Origin of the sequence: Archangium lansingense (assembly GCF_026626635.1) — a bacterium.
In the GTDB taxonomy this organism is placed as follows: domain Bacteria; phylum Myxococcota; class Myxococcia; order Myxococcales; family Myxococcaceae; genus Archangium; species Archangium lansingense.
Map to the genome: position 1 here is coordinate 11,961,089 of NZ_JAPNKA010000001.1, position 15,644 is coordinate 11,976,732.

15 protein-coding genes and 1 pseudogene are annotated in these 15,644 nt (G+C 68.6%); 5 read left to right on the top strand and 11 right to left on the bottom strand.

The annotated features are described in order from the left end of the window. Positions 1–6: 6 nt before the first annotated feature. The 4 genes from OV287_RS47820 to OV287_RS47835 form a co-directional block, all read right to left on the bottom strand. Positions 7–411: a hypothetical protein gene (locus OV287_RS47820; protein ID WP_267540755.1), complete on the bottom strand. Its 405-nt coding sequence runs from the start codon at positions 409–411 to the stop codon at positions 7–9. Positions 412–438: 27 nt separating this feature from the next. Further along, on the bottom strand, positions 439–759 hold the full coding sequence (locus OV287_RS47825; RefSeq protein ID WP_267540756.1) for a hypothetical protein: 321 nt from the start codon (positions 757–759) through the stop codon (positions 439–441). 106 nt (positions 760–865) lie between these two features. Further along, positions 866–2,257: a DUF1254 domain-containing protein gene (locus OV287_RS47830; RefSeq protein WP_267540757.1), complete on the bottom strand. Its 1,392-nt coding sequence runs from the start codon at positions 2,255–2,257 to the stop codon at positions 866–868. 208 nt (positions 2,258–2,465) lie between these two features. Then, the gene (locus tag OV287_RS47835; RefSeq protein ID WP_267540758.1) at positions 2,466–4,175 is read right to left on the bottom strand and encodes an arylsulfatase; all 1,710 of its coding nucleotides are present in this window, start codon (positions 4,173–4,175) and stop codon (positions 2,466–2,468) included. A 291-nt stretch (positions 4,176–4,466) separates the two neighbouring features. Between OV287_RS47835 and OV287_RS47840 the strand changes: the two genes are divergently transcribed. Beyond that, positions 4,467–5,474, top strand: a complete 1,008-nt coding sequence (locus OV287_RS47840) for a formylglycine-generating enzyme family protein (protein ID WP_267540759.1) — start codon at positions 4,467–4,469, stop codon at positions 5,472–5,474. A 21-nt stretch (positions 5,475–5,495) separates the two neighbouring features. Here OV287_RS47840 and aqpZ read toward each other — a convergent pair whose 3' ends face one another. From aqpZ to OV287_RS47875, 7 genes and pseudogenes are all read right to left on the bottom strand, one after another. Beyond that, entirely contained in the window at positions 5,496–6,317 is an 822-nt protein-coding gene (gene aqpZ / locus OV287_RS47845; protein WP_267540760.1) for an aquaporin Z, read from the bottom strand. Between the two features lie 56 nt (positions 6,318–6,373). Then, positions 6,374–6,835, bottom strand: coding sequence for a hypothetical protein (locus OV287_RS47850; protein ID WP_267540761.1), 462 nt, complete (start codon positions 6,833–6,835; stop codon positions 6,374–6,376). A gap of 47 nt (positions 6,836–6,882) precedes the next feature. Next, positions 6,883–7,221, bottom strand: coding sequence for a hypothetical protein (locus tag OV287_RS47855; RefSeq protein ID WP_267540762.1), 339 nt, complete (start codon positions 7,219–7,221; stop codon positions 6,883–6,885). Continuing rightward, positions 7,218–7,982: a DUF2092 domain-containing protein gene (locus OV287_RS47860; protein WP_267540763.1), complete on the bottom strand. Its 765-nt coding sequence runs from the start codon at positions 7,980–7,982 to the stop codon at positions 7,218–7,220. Before OV287_RS47860 ends, OV287_RS47855 begins: the two co-directional genes overlap by 4 nt. Positions 7,983–8,167: 185 nt before the next feature. After that, positions 8,168–8,632: pseudogene (locus tag OV287_RS47865) on the bottom strand (arylsulfatase); the annotation flags it as partial. A gap of 271 nt (positions 8,633–8,903) precedes the next feature. After that, entirely contained in the window at positions 8,904–10,139 is a 1,236-nt protein-coding gene (locus tag OV287_RS47870) for an adenylate/guanylate cyclase domain-containing protein (RefSeq protein WP_267540764.1), read from the bottom strand. A 62-nt stretch (positions 10,140–10,201) separates the two neighbouring features. Beyond that, on the bottom strand, positions 10,202–11,440 hold the full coding sequence (locus tag OV287_RS47875) for an adenylate/guanylate cyclase domain-containing protein (protein ID WP_267540765.1): 1,239 nt from the start codon (positions 11,438–11,440) through the stop codon (positions 10,202–10,204). 72 nt (positions 11,441–11,512) lie between these two features. On the opposite strand from OV287_RS47875, the gene OV287_RS47880 reads away from it, so the two are divergent. The 4 genes from OV287_RS47880 to OV287_RS47895 all read left to right on the top strand — a co-directional run bounded on the left by OV287_RS47880 (position 11,513) and on the right by OV287_RS47895 (position 15,639). After that, positions 11,513–12,046, top strand: coding sequence for a metal-dependent hydrolase (locus OV287_RS47880; RefSeq protein ID WP_267540766.1), 534 nt, complete (start codon positions 11,513–11,515; stop codon positions 12,044–12,046). 4 nt (positions 12,047–12,050) lie between these two features. Further along, entirely contained in the window at positions 12,051–12,599 is a 549-nt protein-coding gene (gene thpR, locus OV287_RS47885) for an RNA 2',3'-cyclic phosphodiesterase (protein ID WP_267540767.1), read from the top strand. Positions 12,600–12,685: 86 nt separating this feature from the next. Then, complete coding sequence (locus OV287_RS47890; RefSeq protein ID WP_267540768.1) at positions 12,686–13,306, top strand: YiiX/YebB-like N1pC/P60 family cysteine hydrolase; 621 nt, start codon at positions 12,686–12,688, stop codon at positions 13,304–13,306. 29 nt (positions 13,307–13,335) lie between these two features. After that, a complete protein-coding gene (locus tag OV287_RS47895; RefSeq protein ID WP_267540769.1) occupies positions 13,336–15,639 on the top strand; it encodes a MopE-related protein in 2,304 nt (767 codons plus the stop codon). The last annotated feature ends 5 nt before the right edge of the window (positions 15,640–15,644 follow it).

Sequence of the window (15,644 nt, forward strand, 5' to 3'; positions counted from 1 at the left end):
GGTGACTCACTGCTTCGGAACGGCGACCTTCCGCACTTCGCGATCCACGACGCTGGAGAGGTGCTCCTCGGGGTCGTTCACGCACCCCTCGATGATGGCCTTGCCAAGCTGAAGTCCGGTCTCCCGATCACTGGGGAGGGCCAGCTTGCGCTCCTGCAGGGACTGGTTGGCCAACGAGCGCAGCATGGGAATGAATTGCTCCGCCGACTTCCCCGACTGACGCCAGGCCTCGCGGCAGCTCAGGTAATCGAGCTGCTCCGCCGGTACCGGCCTGGCCACGGCGGGTGGCTGTGCGGGCACCTTCGCGGTGGGGGGTGGTGGAGGCTGTGCGGGCGGTGGCGGTTGTGCACCGGCGGCCCCCGCAAGTCCGAGCAGGGCCACGGCCGTCGCGATGATGTGTCTGGATTTCATGTGCTCACCTCAGGGAAAAACACCTCGTCAATCGATATGCGCCAGGGCTCCACCCGCGACGGCACCCGCCACGGCTCCGTCGAGACCGTCCGCTGCCGCGCCCACCACCGCGCCCGTCGTCGCGCCGCGCCGGACCTCCGCGCGGGTGGTGACGTGCGAGTGCTCCCCGGGTGTGTAGGTGAGCGCGTCCATCGTCCCGCCCACGGCGGCGCCTCTCACGGCTCCGTCGAGACCGTCCGCTGCCGCGCCCACCACCGCGCCCGTGGCCGCGCCCCCAGCGAACGCGGACAGGCTGGCCAGCCCCACCACGGCCGCCAGAAGCACTCCTCCGCCAATCTCTCTCTTCATGACGTCCTCCCCATGACAAGCTGAGGAGCCCGCCAGGAGCGCACAACGGCATGTGCGGCTCGGACGGGCAGCCCCCGCATGCTTCCTCGGAGTCCTCAGGCGCTCGTTAGAGGGGCGACACGTCGCTGGGCCGCCACGTGCCGTCCAGGCTCGCCACCTCGGGGCCGTAGATGCGGAAGTAGAGGAAGAAACCGGTCTCCGGTGCGGTCTGGATCCACTGTCCTTCCTTGCCGGCCGGCGCACTGGGGCCGAAGGAGAGTTCCACGGAGCCATCGGAGCTCCGTTCGAACGTATCCGAGAGCGAGCCCAGCACGGCCTTGTCCTGGGGCGTTTGGACCTGCGAGCGCGTCCTGGCATCGTATGCGGTGACGGACCAGAACAGCTTCGCGGGCACGGGCTGCGGCACCGTGAGCTTGTATGAGCGACCGCCATCGAGGTAGGCGCCGGTCTGATCTCTCGCGGCGAGGTAGTAGACCGAACCGACCCCGACCTGCCTCCTGAACATGGCCGGTGAGGCGATGATGGCCTGCACGAACCACCGATCGCGCGCCTGGAGATCGAGGTAGTCCTCGGTCTCGAAGTCACCGTTGTCGGGAACGAGGCCGACCCATTCCCACCGGCGATTCTCCCAGACCAGGCGGTCCGCTCGCTGGCTGGCGAAGCCCTCGACGCGCATCTGCTCGAGGCCTACCCTGGCCGCGGCTTCCAGGATGCTCTGCGTCCGCTCGCTCGGGGAGAAGCGTTTCCCCTTCTGCAGGCCCAGCGCCGCGAGCACTCCGTACATCGGGCGGAACTCCTCGAGCGTGGGCTCGGCGTCGATGACGGCATGGAGCCGCTTCCAGTACTCGAGATTGCCCTCCCACCGCAGCGGGGTGGCGTCGAGCGCTCGATTCGTGATGTCGATGTAGGGGAGCACGGCCGCCGGGTTGGAGAGCGGATGGACCTTCACCTGACGAAGAGCGTTCATCGCGCCAGGCGTGTCGCCCTGGAGAGGAAGGGCGCGAAGGGCGAGAAGGACCTTGTACGTCGGTGACCGCCCCACGTGATAACCGGCGGGAACATCCCCGGTGAAGCCGGGCGGCAGCAGCAGGTATTTGCCTCCCTTGCCCGCGTCAGGGCCCGGGATGCCCATGTCGATGACCCATCGCTGATTGTGATCGTTGATCAGCCCGATGTATGGCCCGGGAGGCACGTCCACGACCACGGGGCCCATTGCCAGCAGATCCAGCGTCCCGGAGGCATAGGGCGTATCGGAGTTCGCGGTGAAGACCACGTGCCGTGGGCCAGCGGCGAGGACCACGAGGCCCGTGCCATCCTCGATGCCGAGTTCCCGGTTGCCGTTGAAGATGCCCTCCGTCGACACCGTCGGGTAGAAGAACCGATAGGCCTCCACGGCCCGGTGGAAGTCCTGTTCGTCGTAGATGCTCCTGGCGGTGTCGGGCGTGGGAAAGCCGTGCTCGAACACATGGGGCGTCGTGAGCGGAGTCCGCAGATTCATGAGCTGTCTCCTCGGCCAGAGCAGACCAGGCCGCATTTCTCCCCGAAGACGGTGGTGATGGGCCCACGGGCCAACAAGGCGCGGCACGCAGGGGCACCTCGCACGGGCGGCCCTCGTGTGCCCTCCCGGTGGCGGAGGAGCCGGTCCGAGACTGCTGAGGATGTGAGGCACGGGGCCGCCCGCCGTGACGGGCGGCCCCACCGCGTCCTCAGGCGTGCGCCTGCTGGAAGCGGGCAATGGCCTGGTCAACCTGATCAGCGAAGTGATGGAGCACCTCGCCGATGTTCGTGGATGCGCCCTCCCCTTCTTCCTGATGCTGAGCCTTCTGCTTTGCCGCCTTCTCCTTCATCTTCTCCCGCACCCTGTCCTTGAGCGGTCCGATGCTGAGGCTGCCCGGCGCCTGGCTGGGTGGGTACTCGATGAGGCTCTCGGCGAACTGCCGGACGAGCATCTGCCCTGGCACGAAGAGGAACATCCGTTCGCCGTACCAGCTCGTGTAGAGCCCCGATTTCGTGGCGTATTCGAACGGGTCGGAGCGCAGGTTGATGATGTACGGCCAGGCGGGGTTGAAGCGCTTGCCGCTGAACCACATGTCCGGCCCCTCGCCATCCTGGTAGGAGAAGATGAGCTTCCAGTCGTCGTAGCGGACGGCGGCGAGGTTGCCGCTGTCGAGCACGTAGATGTACTCATGGCGCTTGCCGGGCCCCTTGCCGGCGAGCAGCTCGCGCTGGTCGTACCCATCCAGGTGCACGCGGAACTTCTTCTGGCCCACCTGGAAGCCCTTCTTGCACCGCTCGACCAGCTCCTCGGGGCCGCCCGCGACCGCCACGAACGTGGGCATCCAGTCCTCATGCGAGAAGATGTCGTTGATGACGGTGCCCTGCTCGATGACGCCCGGCCAGCGCACCACACAGGGGACACGGACACCGCCCTCCCAGGTGGAACCCTTCTCTCCTCGGAACGGCGCGTTGCCGCCATCGGGCCAGCTCATCTTCTCCACGCCATTGTCGGTGGAGAAGACGACGAGGGTGTTGTCCGCGATGCCCAGCTCCTCGAGCTTGGCGAGCAGGGCGCCCACGATGTCATCGAGCTGGGCCATGGCGTCGGCGTAGAGGCCCTTGCCCGTCTTGCCCTGATACTTGTCGCTGAGGTAGGTCCACACGTGGGTGCGCGTGGTGTTGTGCCAGACGAAGAAGGGTTTGCCCTCCTTCGCCGCCCGCTCGATGAACTTCAGCGAGGAGTCCAGGAACTCGTCGTCCACCGTCTCCATGCGCTTCTTCGTGAGCGGCCCCGTGTCCTCGATGCGCTGCTTGCCCACGTGGCCCCAGCGCGGATCCTCGGTCGGGTCGTCCCGGTCCGTCGCCCAGCAGTGGAGCACGCCGCGAGGCCCGAACTTCTGCCTGAACGACGGGTCCTTCGGGTAGTCGGAGCACTCCGGCTCGTTCTCGGCGTTGAGGTGATAGAGGTTGCCGTGGAACTCGTCGAAGCCGTGCACGGTGGGCAGGTAGGGATTGGAGTCTCCCAGGTGGTTCTTGCCGAACTGGCCGCACACGTAGCCCAGTGGCTTGAGCATCTCGGCGATGGTGGGGTCCGAGTCCTGCAGCCCGTACCTGGCGCCCGGCATGCCAATGGTGGTGAGCCCCGTGCGCAGCGGATTCATGCCGGTGATGAAGGCGGCCCGGCCCGCCGTGCAGCTCTGCTGCCCGTAGCAGTCGGTGAGCAGCGCCCCTTCCTTCGCGATGCGGTCGATGTTCGGGGTGCGGTAGCCCATCATCCCCTGGTTGTAGGCGCTGAGGTTCCAGTACCCGATGTCATCTCCCCAGATGACGAGGATGTTGGGTTGCTTGCGCTCCTCGTGCTTGCCGTGGCCGTTGCCCTTCTTGTCGTGGCCATTGCCCGTCTTCTTGCTGTGCGGCATGTGCTGCGTCCTCTCTGGTGGGAACAAGCGGCTCCGGGCTCACCGCCTCGGGCGACGGTGCTCGCGGGTGTGTCCTACGGGCCAATTCGTGTTCATCCGGAGCGACACCGGGCAACGAGGAGGCAGACGGCAGCATGACGGCGCCCGCGCCCTGTCTTCCGGGGAGGGACGAGCGGCGTCCGGGCAACACGGGCCTCGTCCCAACGTGCTGGATGGTCCCGCTCCCAGGCGATCCCCAAGCTTGCGCCTGCGAGAGGAGCGCCATCGCCCCCGCCCGCAGGGAGAGTAGCCATGACGGAAGTCCTTGGTGGAACGACGCCCCCGGAGCTCGAGCGCCAGGAGCAGTCCGCCCCGTGCGAGGCCCCCTTTCCGGACATGGTGTGGATTCCCGGTGGCACCTACTGGATGGGCTCGGACAACCACTACCCAGAGGAGAGACCCGCCCATCAGGTGGCGGTGTCCGGCTTCTGGATGGACCTCCACCTGGTGACGAACGCGCAGTTCGCCCGCTTCGTGGAGGCCACCGGCTACGTCACCGTGGCCGAGCGCCCGCTCAACCCCAAGGACTACCCCGGGGCGGATCCGGCGCTGCTCGTCCCCGGCTCGCTCGTCTTCCGCAAGCCCACCCAGCGCGTCAGCCTCAAGGACTTCTCGCAGTGGTGGGCCTACGTGCCGGGCGCCTGCTGGCGGCACCCCGAGGGCCCCGACAGCACCCAAGAGGGACGCGAGCAGCACCCGGTCGTCCACGTGTGCTTCGAGGACGTAGAGGCCTACACCACCTGGGCCGGCAAGGAGCTGCCCACCGAGGCCGAGTGGGAGCGCGCCGCGCGCGGAGGCCTGGACCGGAAGATCTACGCCTGGGGAGACCTGCTCTCGCCCGAGGGCCGGATGATGGCCAACACCTGGCAGGGGCAGTTCCCCATGCAGAACCTGCTCGAGGACGGCTACGAGGGGACCTCTCCCATCGGCGCCTTCCCCGCCAACGGCTACGGCGTCTTCGACCTGATCGGCAACGTCTGGGAATGGACCATGGACTGGTACCAGGACCAGCACCAGGGCAACCGGGGCAAGGCCTGCTGCATCCCGATGAACCCGCGCGGGCCGGCCCGCCCCGAGGGCAGCCAGGACCCTCGAACGCCCCAGGTGACCATCCCGCGACGGGTACTCAAGGGGGGCAGCCACCTGTGTGCGCCCAACTACTGCCTGCGCTACCGCCCCGCCGCGCGCTCCCCTCAGGCGGTGGACAGCGGCTCGTGCCACATCGGCTTCCGCTGCATCGTGCGGCCCCCCTTTCAGTGAGCCGCACGGGACGGGACTCCCTCAGGGGGACGTATCCACCGGGCGCCGGGTGGCCACGCGCTCGGCCCGCTCGCTCTCCAGGGCCCGCTCGGCACCGGCGGCGGTGATGGCCGCCGCGGGGCGATGCACCGTGCGGTATACGGCCGCCGCCGTGGCCCCTCCCAGCAGGGGCGCCACGATGAACACCCAGAGTTGGCTCAACGCCCAGCCTCCCACGAACAGCGCAGGCCCCAGGCTGCGCGCTGGATTGACGGAGGTGTTGGTGATGGGAATGCCCACCAGGTGCACCAGCGTCAGCACCAGGCCAATCGCCACTCCGGCGAACCCCACGGGAGCGCGAGCGTCCGTGGAGCCCAGCACGGTCAGCACCAGGAAGAAGGTGAGCACCACCTCGGCCAGGAAGGCGGCGCCGATGCCATAGCCTTCTGGCGAGTGGTCCCCGAAGCCGTTGGCCGCCAGTCCCTGGGTGGCCGCCGAGTAGCCCTCCGGTCCACCCTTCGCCAGCAGCAACACCACGCCCGCGCCCACGATGGCTCCTACACACTGGGCCACCACGTACCCCAGGGCATAGCGGCGCTCCAGCTTCCCGCTGAGGAGCAGGCCGAGCGTCACCGCGGGATTCAGGTGGCAGCCCGAGATGGGGCCAATGGCATACACCATCGCTAGCACGGACAGCCCGAACGCGAAGGACACCCCGAGGAAGCCAATCTGCTCCCCCGCGAACACGGCAGCACCCACGCCTCCGACCAGCAGGGTAAACGTGCCGACGAGCTCCGCCCCGTAGCGCCGCATCGCCTCCGTTCCACCGGAGGGAGCAACGGACTTCACCTCGACCTTGTCCATGGCCAGCCTCACCCGGCAGGAGCCCGGAACCCGCTCCGGTTCCCACCCAACGGGTTTCACGGGTCACGCTGTGCACGGTGCCTCACGAAGCAATCACTCCGGCCATGCACTCGTCCGTCTCCGCTGGGCCCACGCTGACAGGGCAACCCCTCGACATGGCGGTCTCCCGCTCGGTGCCCGCTCTCGAGTGAATATCCCCTCTCCCTTCGGGAGAGGGGATATGGCCGCGGGCACTCCATCACGGACCCACCTGAAAAGGATTCATGCACCGCAGGGGGAGACGGAGAAGCACTGGCCGGTGCTCCCGCCTCGGCGAGGTGCCGCACGTTGGCGAAGAAGAGCGGCGCGTCGAAGCGGTAGATGATGAGGCCGGGCACAGTCTCGGCTCCCTCGTGCCGCTCGATGTCATGGTAGCCGGGGACGCCCTCACGCTCGCCGAGCACCGCATCGTGAGGATGAGCGGCGCGGCGGATGAGGTCTCCCAGCGCCAGCACGACGGCGATGAGGATGCATGGCACGGCCCTCCGAGTCGCGGTGGCCCTCAGAGGGATTCCGGGCCGGGGCCTCACGGCGTCGACGGGACGTACACGAGGTTGGGGCCGTCGTAGGTTGGCCGGTAATAGGTGCTCCCGCACCTCTGGTACGCGACGCCCGCGGTGACGACCTCGACGCATCCAGCGGGCAGCGTGGACAACACCGCGGCCGTCGTTGCTACCGCGGCCGTCGTGCCCACCACGGCCGTCGCGGCGGCGACACCCGCTCCCGCGTAGACCGCTCGGCGCGTGGTGCGGCGGGCCACACCCGCGTAGCTCATGGGCGTCAGGGGCCTGCCAATCACCGCCAGGGCCTCACTGGAGGCGAACAAGAACACGAGAGAAAGTGCGGAGAGGTGGATGCGTTTCATTTCTTGTCTCCTTTCGTCTCCGGGCTGGCCTTGGACCTGTCGGCGAAGTCGATGCGCTTGTCATTGCCGCGCGGAGTGAAGCGGAACACCTCTTCACCGAGCCTGGGCGAGAGGTTCCACTGCGAGAACTCGACCGTGAACTCGGGCGAGCCCTGGACCTTCTTCGAGGTGATCACGAACTTGCACGGCACCGGCTTGGGCCCGTCCTGGATCCAGATCTGCCAGTCGGTCTCGTTTCCGCGAAACGCCAGGTGTTCGCAGGAGACGCCGCGGATGCTGCTCGGTCCCAGGTAGGTCGCCGAAACGACGTCCTCCATCAGGATCTCGAAGGGCTTGCTGTAGAGCAGATCCGCCGCGGGCGCCTCGATACCCAGCTTCTCGCGCGCCGCGTCGATCGCCTCGTCGAGGTTGCCCGGGGCATCAGCGGTCGCGTAGTAGTGTTTGTTCCTCCCGTACAAGGTGAAGGTGCGTCCGTCGTAATAGAACTCCGCGTCGGTCTTCTCTCCGTGCCGGTCGCTCCTGAGCTTGTCGGGCCGCTTGACGCGGACGTCGCTCGAGTAGTCGTACTCCACCTTCTCTCCCGACTGGAGCACGACTTCGATCGAGCCATCCGTCTGGACGCTGAACTGCCGTTGGTTGGCGAGGAAGTCGCTCATCTTCTCGAGCAGCGCGCGGGCCTTGGGCTCGACGGCGGGCTTCTTGTCGCTGTCTTTCTCCGGGGGTTCTGCCCGCGCGGTTCCGCCAGCGAACGCGGCGAGCATCGCGATCGACCCGACCCACCGCCTCAGGAATGTGGCGGTTCCAAGATGCCGTCCCCGTGTCATTACATCCCCCATTCTTCGCCCCCGGCCGCAATCCATCGCGTCCCAGGTGGATCAGACCGTGGAGCTGCGAGTTGTTGAGAATCTGATGAGCAGCTCCTGGAGATTCAACCCGCGGCACCTGGATGCCATCCGAGCCCTCTTCGAACCGCTCGCTGGACCCCGTCATGACAAGAGAAGCACTCCTCATCCACCGTCTCCATCCGCTTCTTCGTGAGGGGGCCGGTGTCCTCGAGCTTCTGCGTGCCGTCAGAATTGGCCCAGCAATGCAGCACACCGCGCGGCCCGAAGCGTTTCCGGAAACGGGGGTCCTTGGGATAGTCCGGGTGCTCGGGCTCCTCCTCGGCGTTGAGGTGATAGAGGTTGCCGAAGAACTCGTCGAAGCCGTGGTGGGTCGGCAGGAACTCGTCGCGGTCGCCGAGGTGGTTCTTGCCGAACTGGCCGGTGATGAAGGCGGCACGCCCCGCCGTGCAGCTCTGCTGCCCATACCAATCGGTGAACCGTGCACCCTCGTTGGCGATGCGGTCGATGTTCGGCGTGCGGTAACCCATCGCTCCCTGGTGGTAGCAACTGGGATTGAACCAGCCGATGTCGTCCCCCTAGATGATGAGGATGTTCGGTTTCTTGTCCGCCATGTTCCCTCCAGCGCGCCTCACGGCAATCCACGGCTCCCCACGACGTGGATTCTCACGAGAACGTTGAGCGCAGGGACGACGGACGCAACCGACCAGCAAGCGTCCTCGGCCTGGGCGCCGTGCGGGCGCCTGGCAGTCAGGGCTTCAACGCTGCCACCGGCCTCCGGCAGCTACCGGGCGCGCCTGCCTGCCAGGAACCTGCTCGCCGCGAAGAACACCCCTTCCCTCACCCCGTGGCACGAAGCGTCCTGGCAGCCGGGGCGTAGGTAGCCACCGGCTCCTTCTTGCCCGTCACCGGCAGCGGGGCCGCCGCCTCGAAGTGGAACTCGCCACCGCAGCGCGACAGGGTGGCCTCGGACACGAGCATGGGCACGCCCACCTTCTTGGTCAGCCCCTCGATGCGGCTGGCCAGGTTCACCGCGTCCCCAATCACCGTGTACTCGCGCCGCTGCTCGGGCCCCACGTCTCCCACGACGACCCGGCCCGTATGGATGCCGATGCCGATGTTCAGCGACTCCTCGCCCCGGGCACGGCGCTCGGCATTGAGCGTCTCCAGCGCATCCAGCATCGCCAGTCCGCATGCCACCGCTGCCTGCGGGTGCCCGGGCAGCTCCAGCGGCGCCCCGAAGTACGCCAGAATCCCGTCGCCAATGAACTTGTCCAGCGTGCCCCCGTGGCGGAACACCACCTCCACCATGCGCGCCAGGTACTCGTTGAGCAGCCGCACCACCTGCGGGCTCTCCATGCGCTCGGCCATGGCGGTGAAGCCGCGAATGTCGGCGAACAGCAGCGTCACCTCGCGGTGCTCCCCCGTGGACTCGTTGGTGCCGCGCTCGGCGATGCGGCGGGCCACCTCGGGCGAGAAGTAGCGGCCCAGGCGGGTGCGCCGGACCTGCTCACGGGTCACTTCGCGGACGAGCCCGCGGACCTGGCGGCTGGCCAGCGAGGAGACGGCCGCGACGATGAGCAACACCAGGACCACCCCCGAGGCCCGGTTCGCCGACATGAAGCCCAGGCGGGACATCAGCACCAGTTGCAGGACGATGGCGAGCGCGGTGGCGGCGCCCACGCTCCTGAGTGAGTCGCTCAGCATGGAGATGCCCGTCACGAGACAGCCGGCGATGCAGGCCGTCAGCCCGACCGCGAGCGCACTGTCCAGCGAGGAGTCCAGCCCCAGGAACTGGATGAAGTAGAAGAGGGGCATGTCCACCAGCAGGAGGCTGAGCCCTGGCCGCCAGAGCAGGCCCGGGAGGAACCGGCTCCCCAGCCAGAGACCCACCGCGAGCAGCAGGTAGGCGACCACCGCCGTCAGGGGCACGCTCCAGTGGAACAGCCAGGCGACGAGCAACCAGGCCAGGGCTACCTGGACACGCAGGAGGTTCGTCCAGCGCCCTACCCTGGCGCGCTGCACCTCGAACCGCTGCTGGATGAGGTCGTCGAGGTTGGAAGGATCCGGGGACACGGGAGAGGTAGGCTAAACCACTCTCCGTGCTGCCGCCACGAACTCCGGGAGAACCCCCGCCCCTACCCCGCGGCGCGAAGCGGCTTGCGCGACGGGACGAAGGTGGCCACCGGCTCGCTCTTGCCCGCCACCGGAAGCGGGGCCGCGGCCTCGAAATGGAACTCGTCGCCGCACCGCACGCGCGTGGCTTCGGACACGAGCAGGGACACGCCCACCTTCTTGGTCAGCCCCTCGATGCGGCTGGCCAGGTTCACCGCGTCCCCAATCACCGTGTACTCGCGCCGCTGCTGGGGCCCCACGTCCCCCACGACGACGCTGCCCGTGTGGAGGCCAATGCCGATGTTCAGGGGCTCCTCGCCCCGGGCACGGCGCTCGGCGTTGAGCGTCTCCAGCGCGTCCAGCATCGCCAGCCCGCACGACACCGCCGCCTGCGGGTGTCCCGACAGATCCAGCGGCGCCCCGAAGTACGCCAGAATCCCGTCCCCGATGAACTTGTCCAGCGTGCCCCCGTGGCGGAACACCACCTCCACCATGCGCGCCAGATACTCGTTGAGCAGCCGCACCACCTGCGGGCTCTCCATCCGCTCGGACATGGAGGTGAAGCCGCGAATATCGGCGAACAGCAGCGTCACCTCACGGTGCTCGCCCTGCGCGCCGTCAGAGCTGGCGCCGGCCTCGAGGATGCGGCGAGCCACCTCGGGGGAGAAGTAGCGACCCAGGCGCGTGCGGTGCGTCTGCTCCTGGGACACCTCGAGAACCAGCTTGTGCATCTGCCGGCGGGTGTACTCCGCCGCCACTGCCGCCATGACGAGCACCAGGGCCACGCCCGGCAGGTTGTCCGCCACGCCCCGGCCGGTCCGCTGCACCAGCGCCGTCTCCAGGCCAATGCCCAGCAGGGTGCCCAGGGCCAACATCACGCGCGAGCCCCCCAGCAGCGCCGTCATCATCACCAGGATGATGTAGATGCCCACCGAGATGCCGGCGATGACCTCGCCATTGGACGAGAGCGCCACCGCCGGGGCCTGGATGACGAAGACGGCGGGCATGTCCAGCAGCGGCACGGCGAGGTCCGGCCTGCGGCGGAGCAACGGGACGAAGCGGCCGCCCGCCCACAAGGCCGCCGCGAGCAGCACGTAGGCGGCCACGCTCGCCAGGGGCACGGCCCAGTCGAAAACCCAGGCACAGGCGAGCCAGCCCAGGGCGCCCAGCGCGCGGAAGCGGTACACCCAGCGCCCCATCCGCACGCGCTGTGCGTCGAGCCTCTGGCGAAGAATGTCGTCGAGAACGGACTCGGTCACCACGGAGCAGGAAGGCTAGTCCAGCGCCCGCGCGTTCTCCAGAGAGGGGCGGGGCAGGCTATGGTTGGAGGTACAATGGCGAGCTTCGGTCACGTGGCAATAGGCATGGCACTCGGGCGGCTGGGCGCAGGCGAGGCGTCCCCGGGACGCACCGGCGCCTGGATGGTGGGGATGTCCGCACTGGCCATGCTGCCAGACGCGGACGTCATCGCCTTCGCGCTGCGGATTCCCTACGCGGCCACGTGGGGGCACCGGGGTGCCTCGCACTCGCTCTTCCTCGCGGCGGTGGTGGCGCTGGCGGTGGCGGCCGGGACGCGCCTGGCACGGGGGCCGGCCGTGAAGGCGGGGCTGCTCACCCTCGTCGCCATGGGGAGCCACGGCGTGCTGGACGCGATGACCACGGGAGGCCTGGGCGCGGCGCTCCTCTGGCCCGCCGACAACGTCCGCTACTTCCTGCCGCTGCGCCCCATCCCCGTGGCCCCCATCGGTGCGGGCATGCTCTCCGCTCGCGGCCTGTATGTCGTCACCGTGGAGCTGCTCCTCTTCCTGCCCTTCTGGGCCTACGCAATCTGGCCGCGTCGAAGGGCCGTCCGGACGGTGGAGGGATGACACCATGCGCCTCTTCGTCGCCGTCACACTCGGACAAGGCGTCGAGTCCCAGGCCTCAGCAGCCCTCCCGCGCATCAAGGCCCTGGCGCCCCATGCGCGCTGGGTGCCCACGACCAACTTGCACCTCACCCTGAACTTCCTCGGGCAGGTGGAGGCGGAGCGGCTGCCCGCGGTGAAGGAGGTGCTCACGCGCGTGGGCCCGGCGCATGCCCCGCTGGTGCTCACCATCCAGGGCGGAGGTAGCTTCGGCTCGCCAGCACACCCGCGGGTGCTCTGGGCCGGCGTGGGCGGGAACACGAAGGCCCTGGGGGCGTTGCAGGCGGACGTGGCGGAGGGGCTGAAGCCGCTGGGTTTCGAGCCCGAGCACCGCGAGTACGCCGCGCACCTCACGTTGGCACGAGCCAAGGTGCCCCGCGGAGACCGGCAGTTGTCTGAGTGCGTGCGTGCGCTCCAGGGCGAGAAGTGGGGCGAGGCCCGGGTGGACCGGCTCGTCCTCTTCGAGAGCCTGGGCGGTAAGTACCACCCCCGTGCCGAAGTCCCCCTGAGCAAGTAACACCCTCTCCCACAGCGCTCCTGGCATCCACCCTGCATTGGAAGACGGCGAGGCGCGGGGATCGCGCCCGAAAGGACCGGGTTTCCATGCGTTGGCTGAAGCTCTCGCTGCTGTCGCTGTCGCTCCTGGCCCACACCGCGGCCGCCGAGCCACAACCCCTGGTGGGGAAGCTGCAAACGGGAGATCTCGTCTTCCACACCTCGCGCTCGCAGCAATCGGCGCCCATCCAGGCGGCAACGAACAGCCCCCTGTCACATGTGGGGCTGGTGGAGGTGACGCCCGCGGGGGTGTTCGTGGTGGAGGCGGTGCAGCCGGTGAAGCGGACTCCCTTCGCGAAGTGGAAGGCGCGCGGGTTGAATGGCCGCATCCTGGTGCTGCGTCCCGAGCAGCTCTCGGAGGAGCAGCGGGTGGCGGCGGTGCAGGAGGCGAAGCGGCACCTGGGCAAGCCGTACGATCTGCGCTTCGGCTGGGATGACAAGGCCATGTACTGCTCGGAGCTGGCGCGGAAGGCGTACTCGGCCGCCGCGGGCGTGGACTACGGGAAGATGGAGCGCCTGGGCACACTGAACGTGAAGAAGCTGGGGCCCGCGCTGCAGCAGCGCTACGGCGGGAACATTCCCCTGAACCTGGAGCTCATCACCCCGGCGAGCCTCGCCGCGGACGAGCGCCTCACGGTGGTGCATACAGACTTCCCCGGAGTCCGCTGAACGCCCGAATGGAGGCATAATAGGAGGCCATGCCTCCGCGCCTTCTGAACCTCGTTGGCCTCCTGGCCCTCATCGGCCTCGGCTGTCGCAACAATGACGGAGCGGTGAAGCTCACCGTCTCGTACTCGGGTTTCAAGCCCGGCTGCATTCGGGTGGGGGTGCAGGACGCACAGGGGGCGGGCGAGCCTCGCACCACGGAGCTCGCGGGCAAGGGCGAGGTCACCGGCGGTACGGTGACGGTGGCCGCCTTCCGCGAGTCCGGCTGGGGCACCACCCTGACCGCGACGGCCGAGGCCTTCGAGACGCAGTGCTCGGGCACCCCAGTAGTCACCACCTCCGAGACGGTGACGGTGGCCCAGGGCGAGGTGGCCGAGAAGGAGCTGAAGCTGGCGGCCACCGACGCGGACGGCGACGGGTACGTGTCCCAGTCCACGGGGGGCACGGACTGCGACGACTCCAGTTCCGGGCTGCACCCGGGCGCGCAGGAGCTGTGCAACGACAGGGACGACAACTGCGACGGCAAGAAGGACGAGAGCTTCGAAGTAGGCCAGCTCTGCGACGCGACGGACGGCTGCAAGGGCGCCTGGTCATGCGACTCCCAGAGCACGCGCACCTGCGTGGCGAAGCCGGGCCAGTGGCGCCCCGATGCGGACAAGGACGGCCAGGGCTCGAGCCAGGGCCCCGGCGTCACCAGCTGCTCCCCGCCGGCCGGCCACGTGGCCAACGCCCTCGACTGCGACGATTCCAACGCCCAGCGCTACACGGGTGCACCCGAGCTGTGCAACACGGTGGACGACAACTGCGACGGCACGCCGGATGACGGGCTGGAGCTGGGCTTCAGCTGCACGGGCGCGGGCAACTGCACGGGCACGCGCGTCTGCGGCACGGACGGAGGCGTGATGTGCAACAGCCCCACGCCCACCGTGCTGTACGCGGACAACGACCAGGACTCCTACGGTGCGGCGGACGCGGGCGTGACGAACTGCGGGCCCACCCGCTCCGGCTACGTCTCCAACTCGACCGACTGCGACGACACCCGGGCGAAGGTGTACCCCGGCGCCCCGGAGCTCTGCGACACGCTGGACAACGACTGCGACACCTCGCCAGACGAAGGCCTCGACCTGGGCGCGAGCTGCGACCCGGGCCTTGGCTGCACGGGCGCCAAGGCCTGCGAGACGGACGGTGGCATCCTCTGCGCCTTCGTCACCCCGCCCTCCACCTACTACCCGGACGACGACCTCGACCTGCACGGCAAGGCGGACGCGGGCGTCCAGACCTGCGCGCCGAGCGCCGGTTACATCCTCGCGGGCGGCGACTGCAACGACGGCAACCCCTTCACGCACGTGGACGCGCGCGAGCTGTGCGACGAGGAGGACAACAACTGCAACGGCTCGCCGGACGAGGGCAACGCCTGCCCCGCGGGCGGCGGAAGCTGGGTGGACAAGTCCTCGGGGGGCTCGGACACCTGGCAGTCCGTGTCCGTCTGGGGTGATGGGGGCGTCTGGGTCGCTGGAGGTACCAACCTCCTGGGGGAGATTCCTCCGGGGCAGACCTCCTTCGTGAGCCTCAATGGGCAGTGCACCGGGGTGTGGAATGCCGTCTGGGCGGATCCGCGCAATGGGCAGGCCACGCTCGGCGGGAACAGCGCGGCCCTCGGGTATCACGCGACCGGAACCACGGTCTGCACCAACAGCACCGACGCCACGGACACGGATGTGCAGGGAGTCGCCGGAGTCCGCCTGCCGGACAGCAGTTACGAGTACCACCTCGTGGGCCTCAACAATGTCTATCCCTACGGAGGACGCGTGCTCCGGTCCACCGGCGGCCCCTTCCAGAATGGCACCGTGGCGGACCCGCTCCTCGATGTGCATGGCATCTCGCGCGAGGTCCTCTTCGCGGTGGGCGGCTACATCTCCATCACTGGAATCAACGCACGCCTCTACCGCTACAAACCGGACCAGGGCGTCTGGGAGGACGAGAACGTCCACAACATCCCGGGCGTGGTGGACGGCCGCCTCCGCGGCGTCTGGGTCGTCAACCCGCGGCTGGCCTATGCCGTCGGGGAGAACGGCGCCATGCTCATCTGGAACGGGACGTCCTGGAGCCCGATGTCCGGGCCCAACACGCAGGATCTGCTCTCGGTGCTCGCCTTCGGAAGGAACGCCGTCTACGTGGCCGCCGCGAACGGAAAGGTCTACCGGTACGACGGCAGTTCCTGGAGCCAGGTGTCCGGCGTGAGCAGCGGGAACGCGTTCAACGACCTCGCCGGCAGCAGCCCGGAGGACATCTGGGTGGTGGGGGAGAAGGGCAAGCGCTTCCACTGGCCCCGCTGAGCGAG

What these genes read in the sequence shown, in the direction of transcription:
- thpR (WP_267540767.1), top strand. Translation starts at nt 12,051, where the DNA reads ATGCGCCTCTTCGTCGCCGTCACACTCGGACAAGGCGTCGAGTCCCAG.
- OV287_RS47840 (WP_267540759.1), top strand. Translation starts at nt 4,467, where the DNA reads ATGACGGAAGTCCTTGGTGGAACGACGCCCCCGGAGCTCGAGCGCCAG.
- OV287_RS47890 (WP_267540768.1), top strand. Translation starts at nt 12,686, where the DNA reads ATGCGTTGGCTGAAGCTCTCGCTGCTGTCGCTGTCGCTCCTGGCCCAC.
- OV287_RS47825 (WP_267540756.1), bottom strand. Translation starts at nt 759, where the DNA reads ATGAAGAGAGAGATTGGCGGAGGAGTGCTTCTGGCGGCCGTGGTGGGG.
- OV287_RS47820 (WP_267540755.1), bottom strand. Translation starts at nt 411, where the DNA reads ATGAAATCCAGACACATCATCGCGACGGCCGTGGCCCTGCTCGGACTT.
- OV287_RS47855 (WP_267540762.1), bottom strand. Translation starts at nt 7,221, where the DNA reads ATGAAACGCATCCACCTCTCCGCACTTTCTCTCGTGTTCTTGTTCGCC.
- OV287_RS47895 (WP_267540769.1), top strand. Translation starts at nt 13,336, where the DNA reads ATGCCTCCGCGCCTTCTGAACCTCGTTGGCCTCCTGGCCCTCATCGGC.
- OV287_RS47835 (WP_267540758.1), bottom strand. Translation starts at nt 4,175, where the DNA reads ATGCCGCACAGCAAGAAGACGGGCAATGGCCACGACAAGAAGGGCAAC.
- OV287_RS47830 (WP_267540757.1), bottom strand. Translation starts at nt 2,257, where the DNA reads ATGAATCTGCGGACTCCGCTCACGACGCCCCATGTGTTCGAGCACGGC.
- OV287_RS47860 (WP_267540763.1), bottom strand. Translation starts at nt 7,982, where the DNA reads ATGCTCGCCGCGTTCGCTGGCGGAACCGCGCGGGCAGAACCCCCGGAG.
- OV287_RS47880 (WP_267540766.1), top strand. Translation starts at nt 11,513, where the DNA reads ATGGCGAGCTTCGGTCACGTGGCAATAGGCATGGCACTCGGGCGGCTG.
- aqpZ (WP_267540760.1), bottom strand. Translation starts at nt 6,317, where the DNA reads ATGGACAAGGTCGAGGTGAAGTCCGTTGCTCCCTCCGGTGGAACGGAG.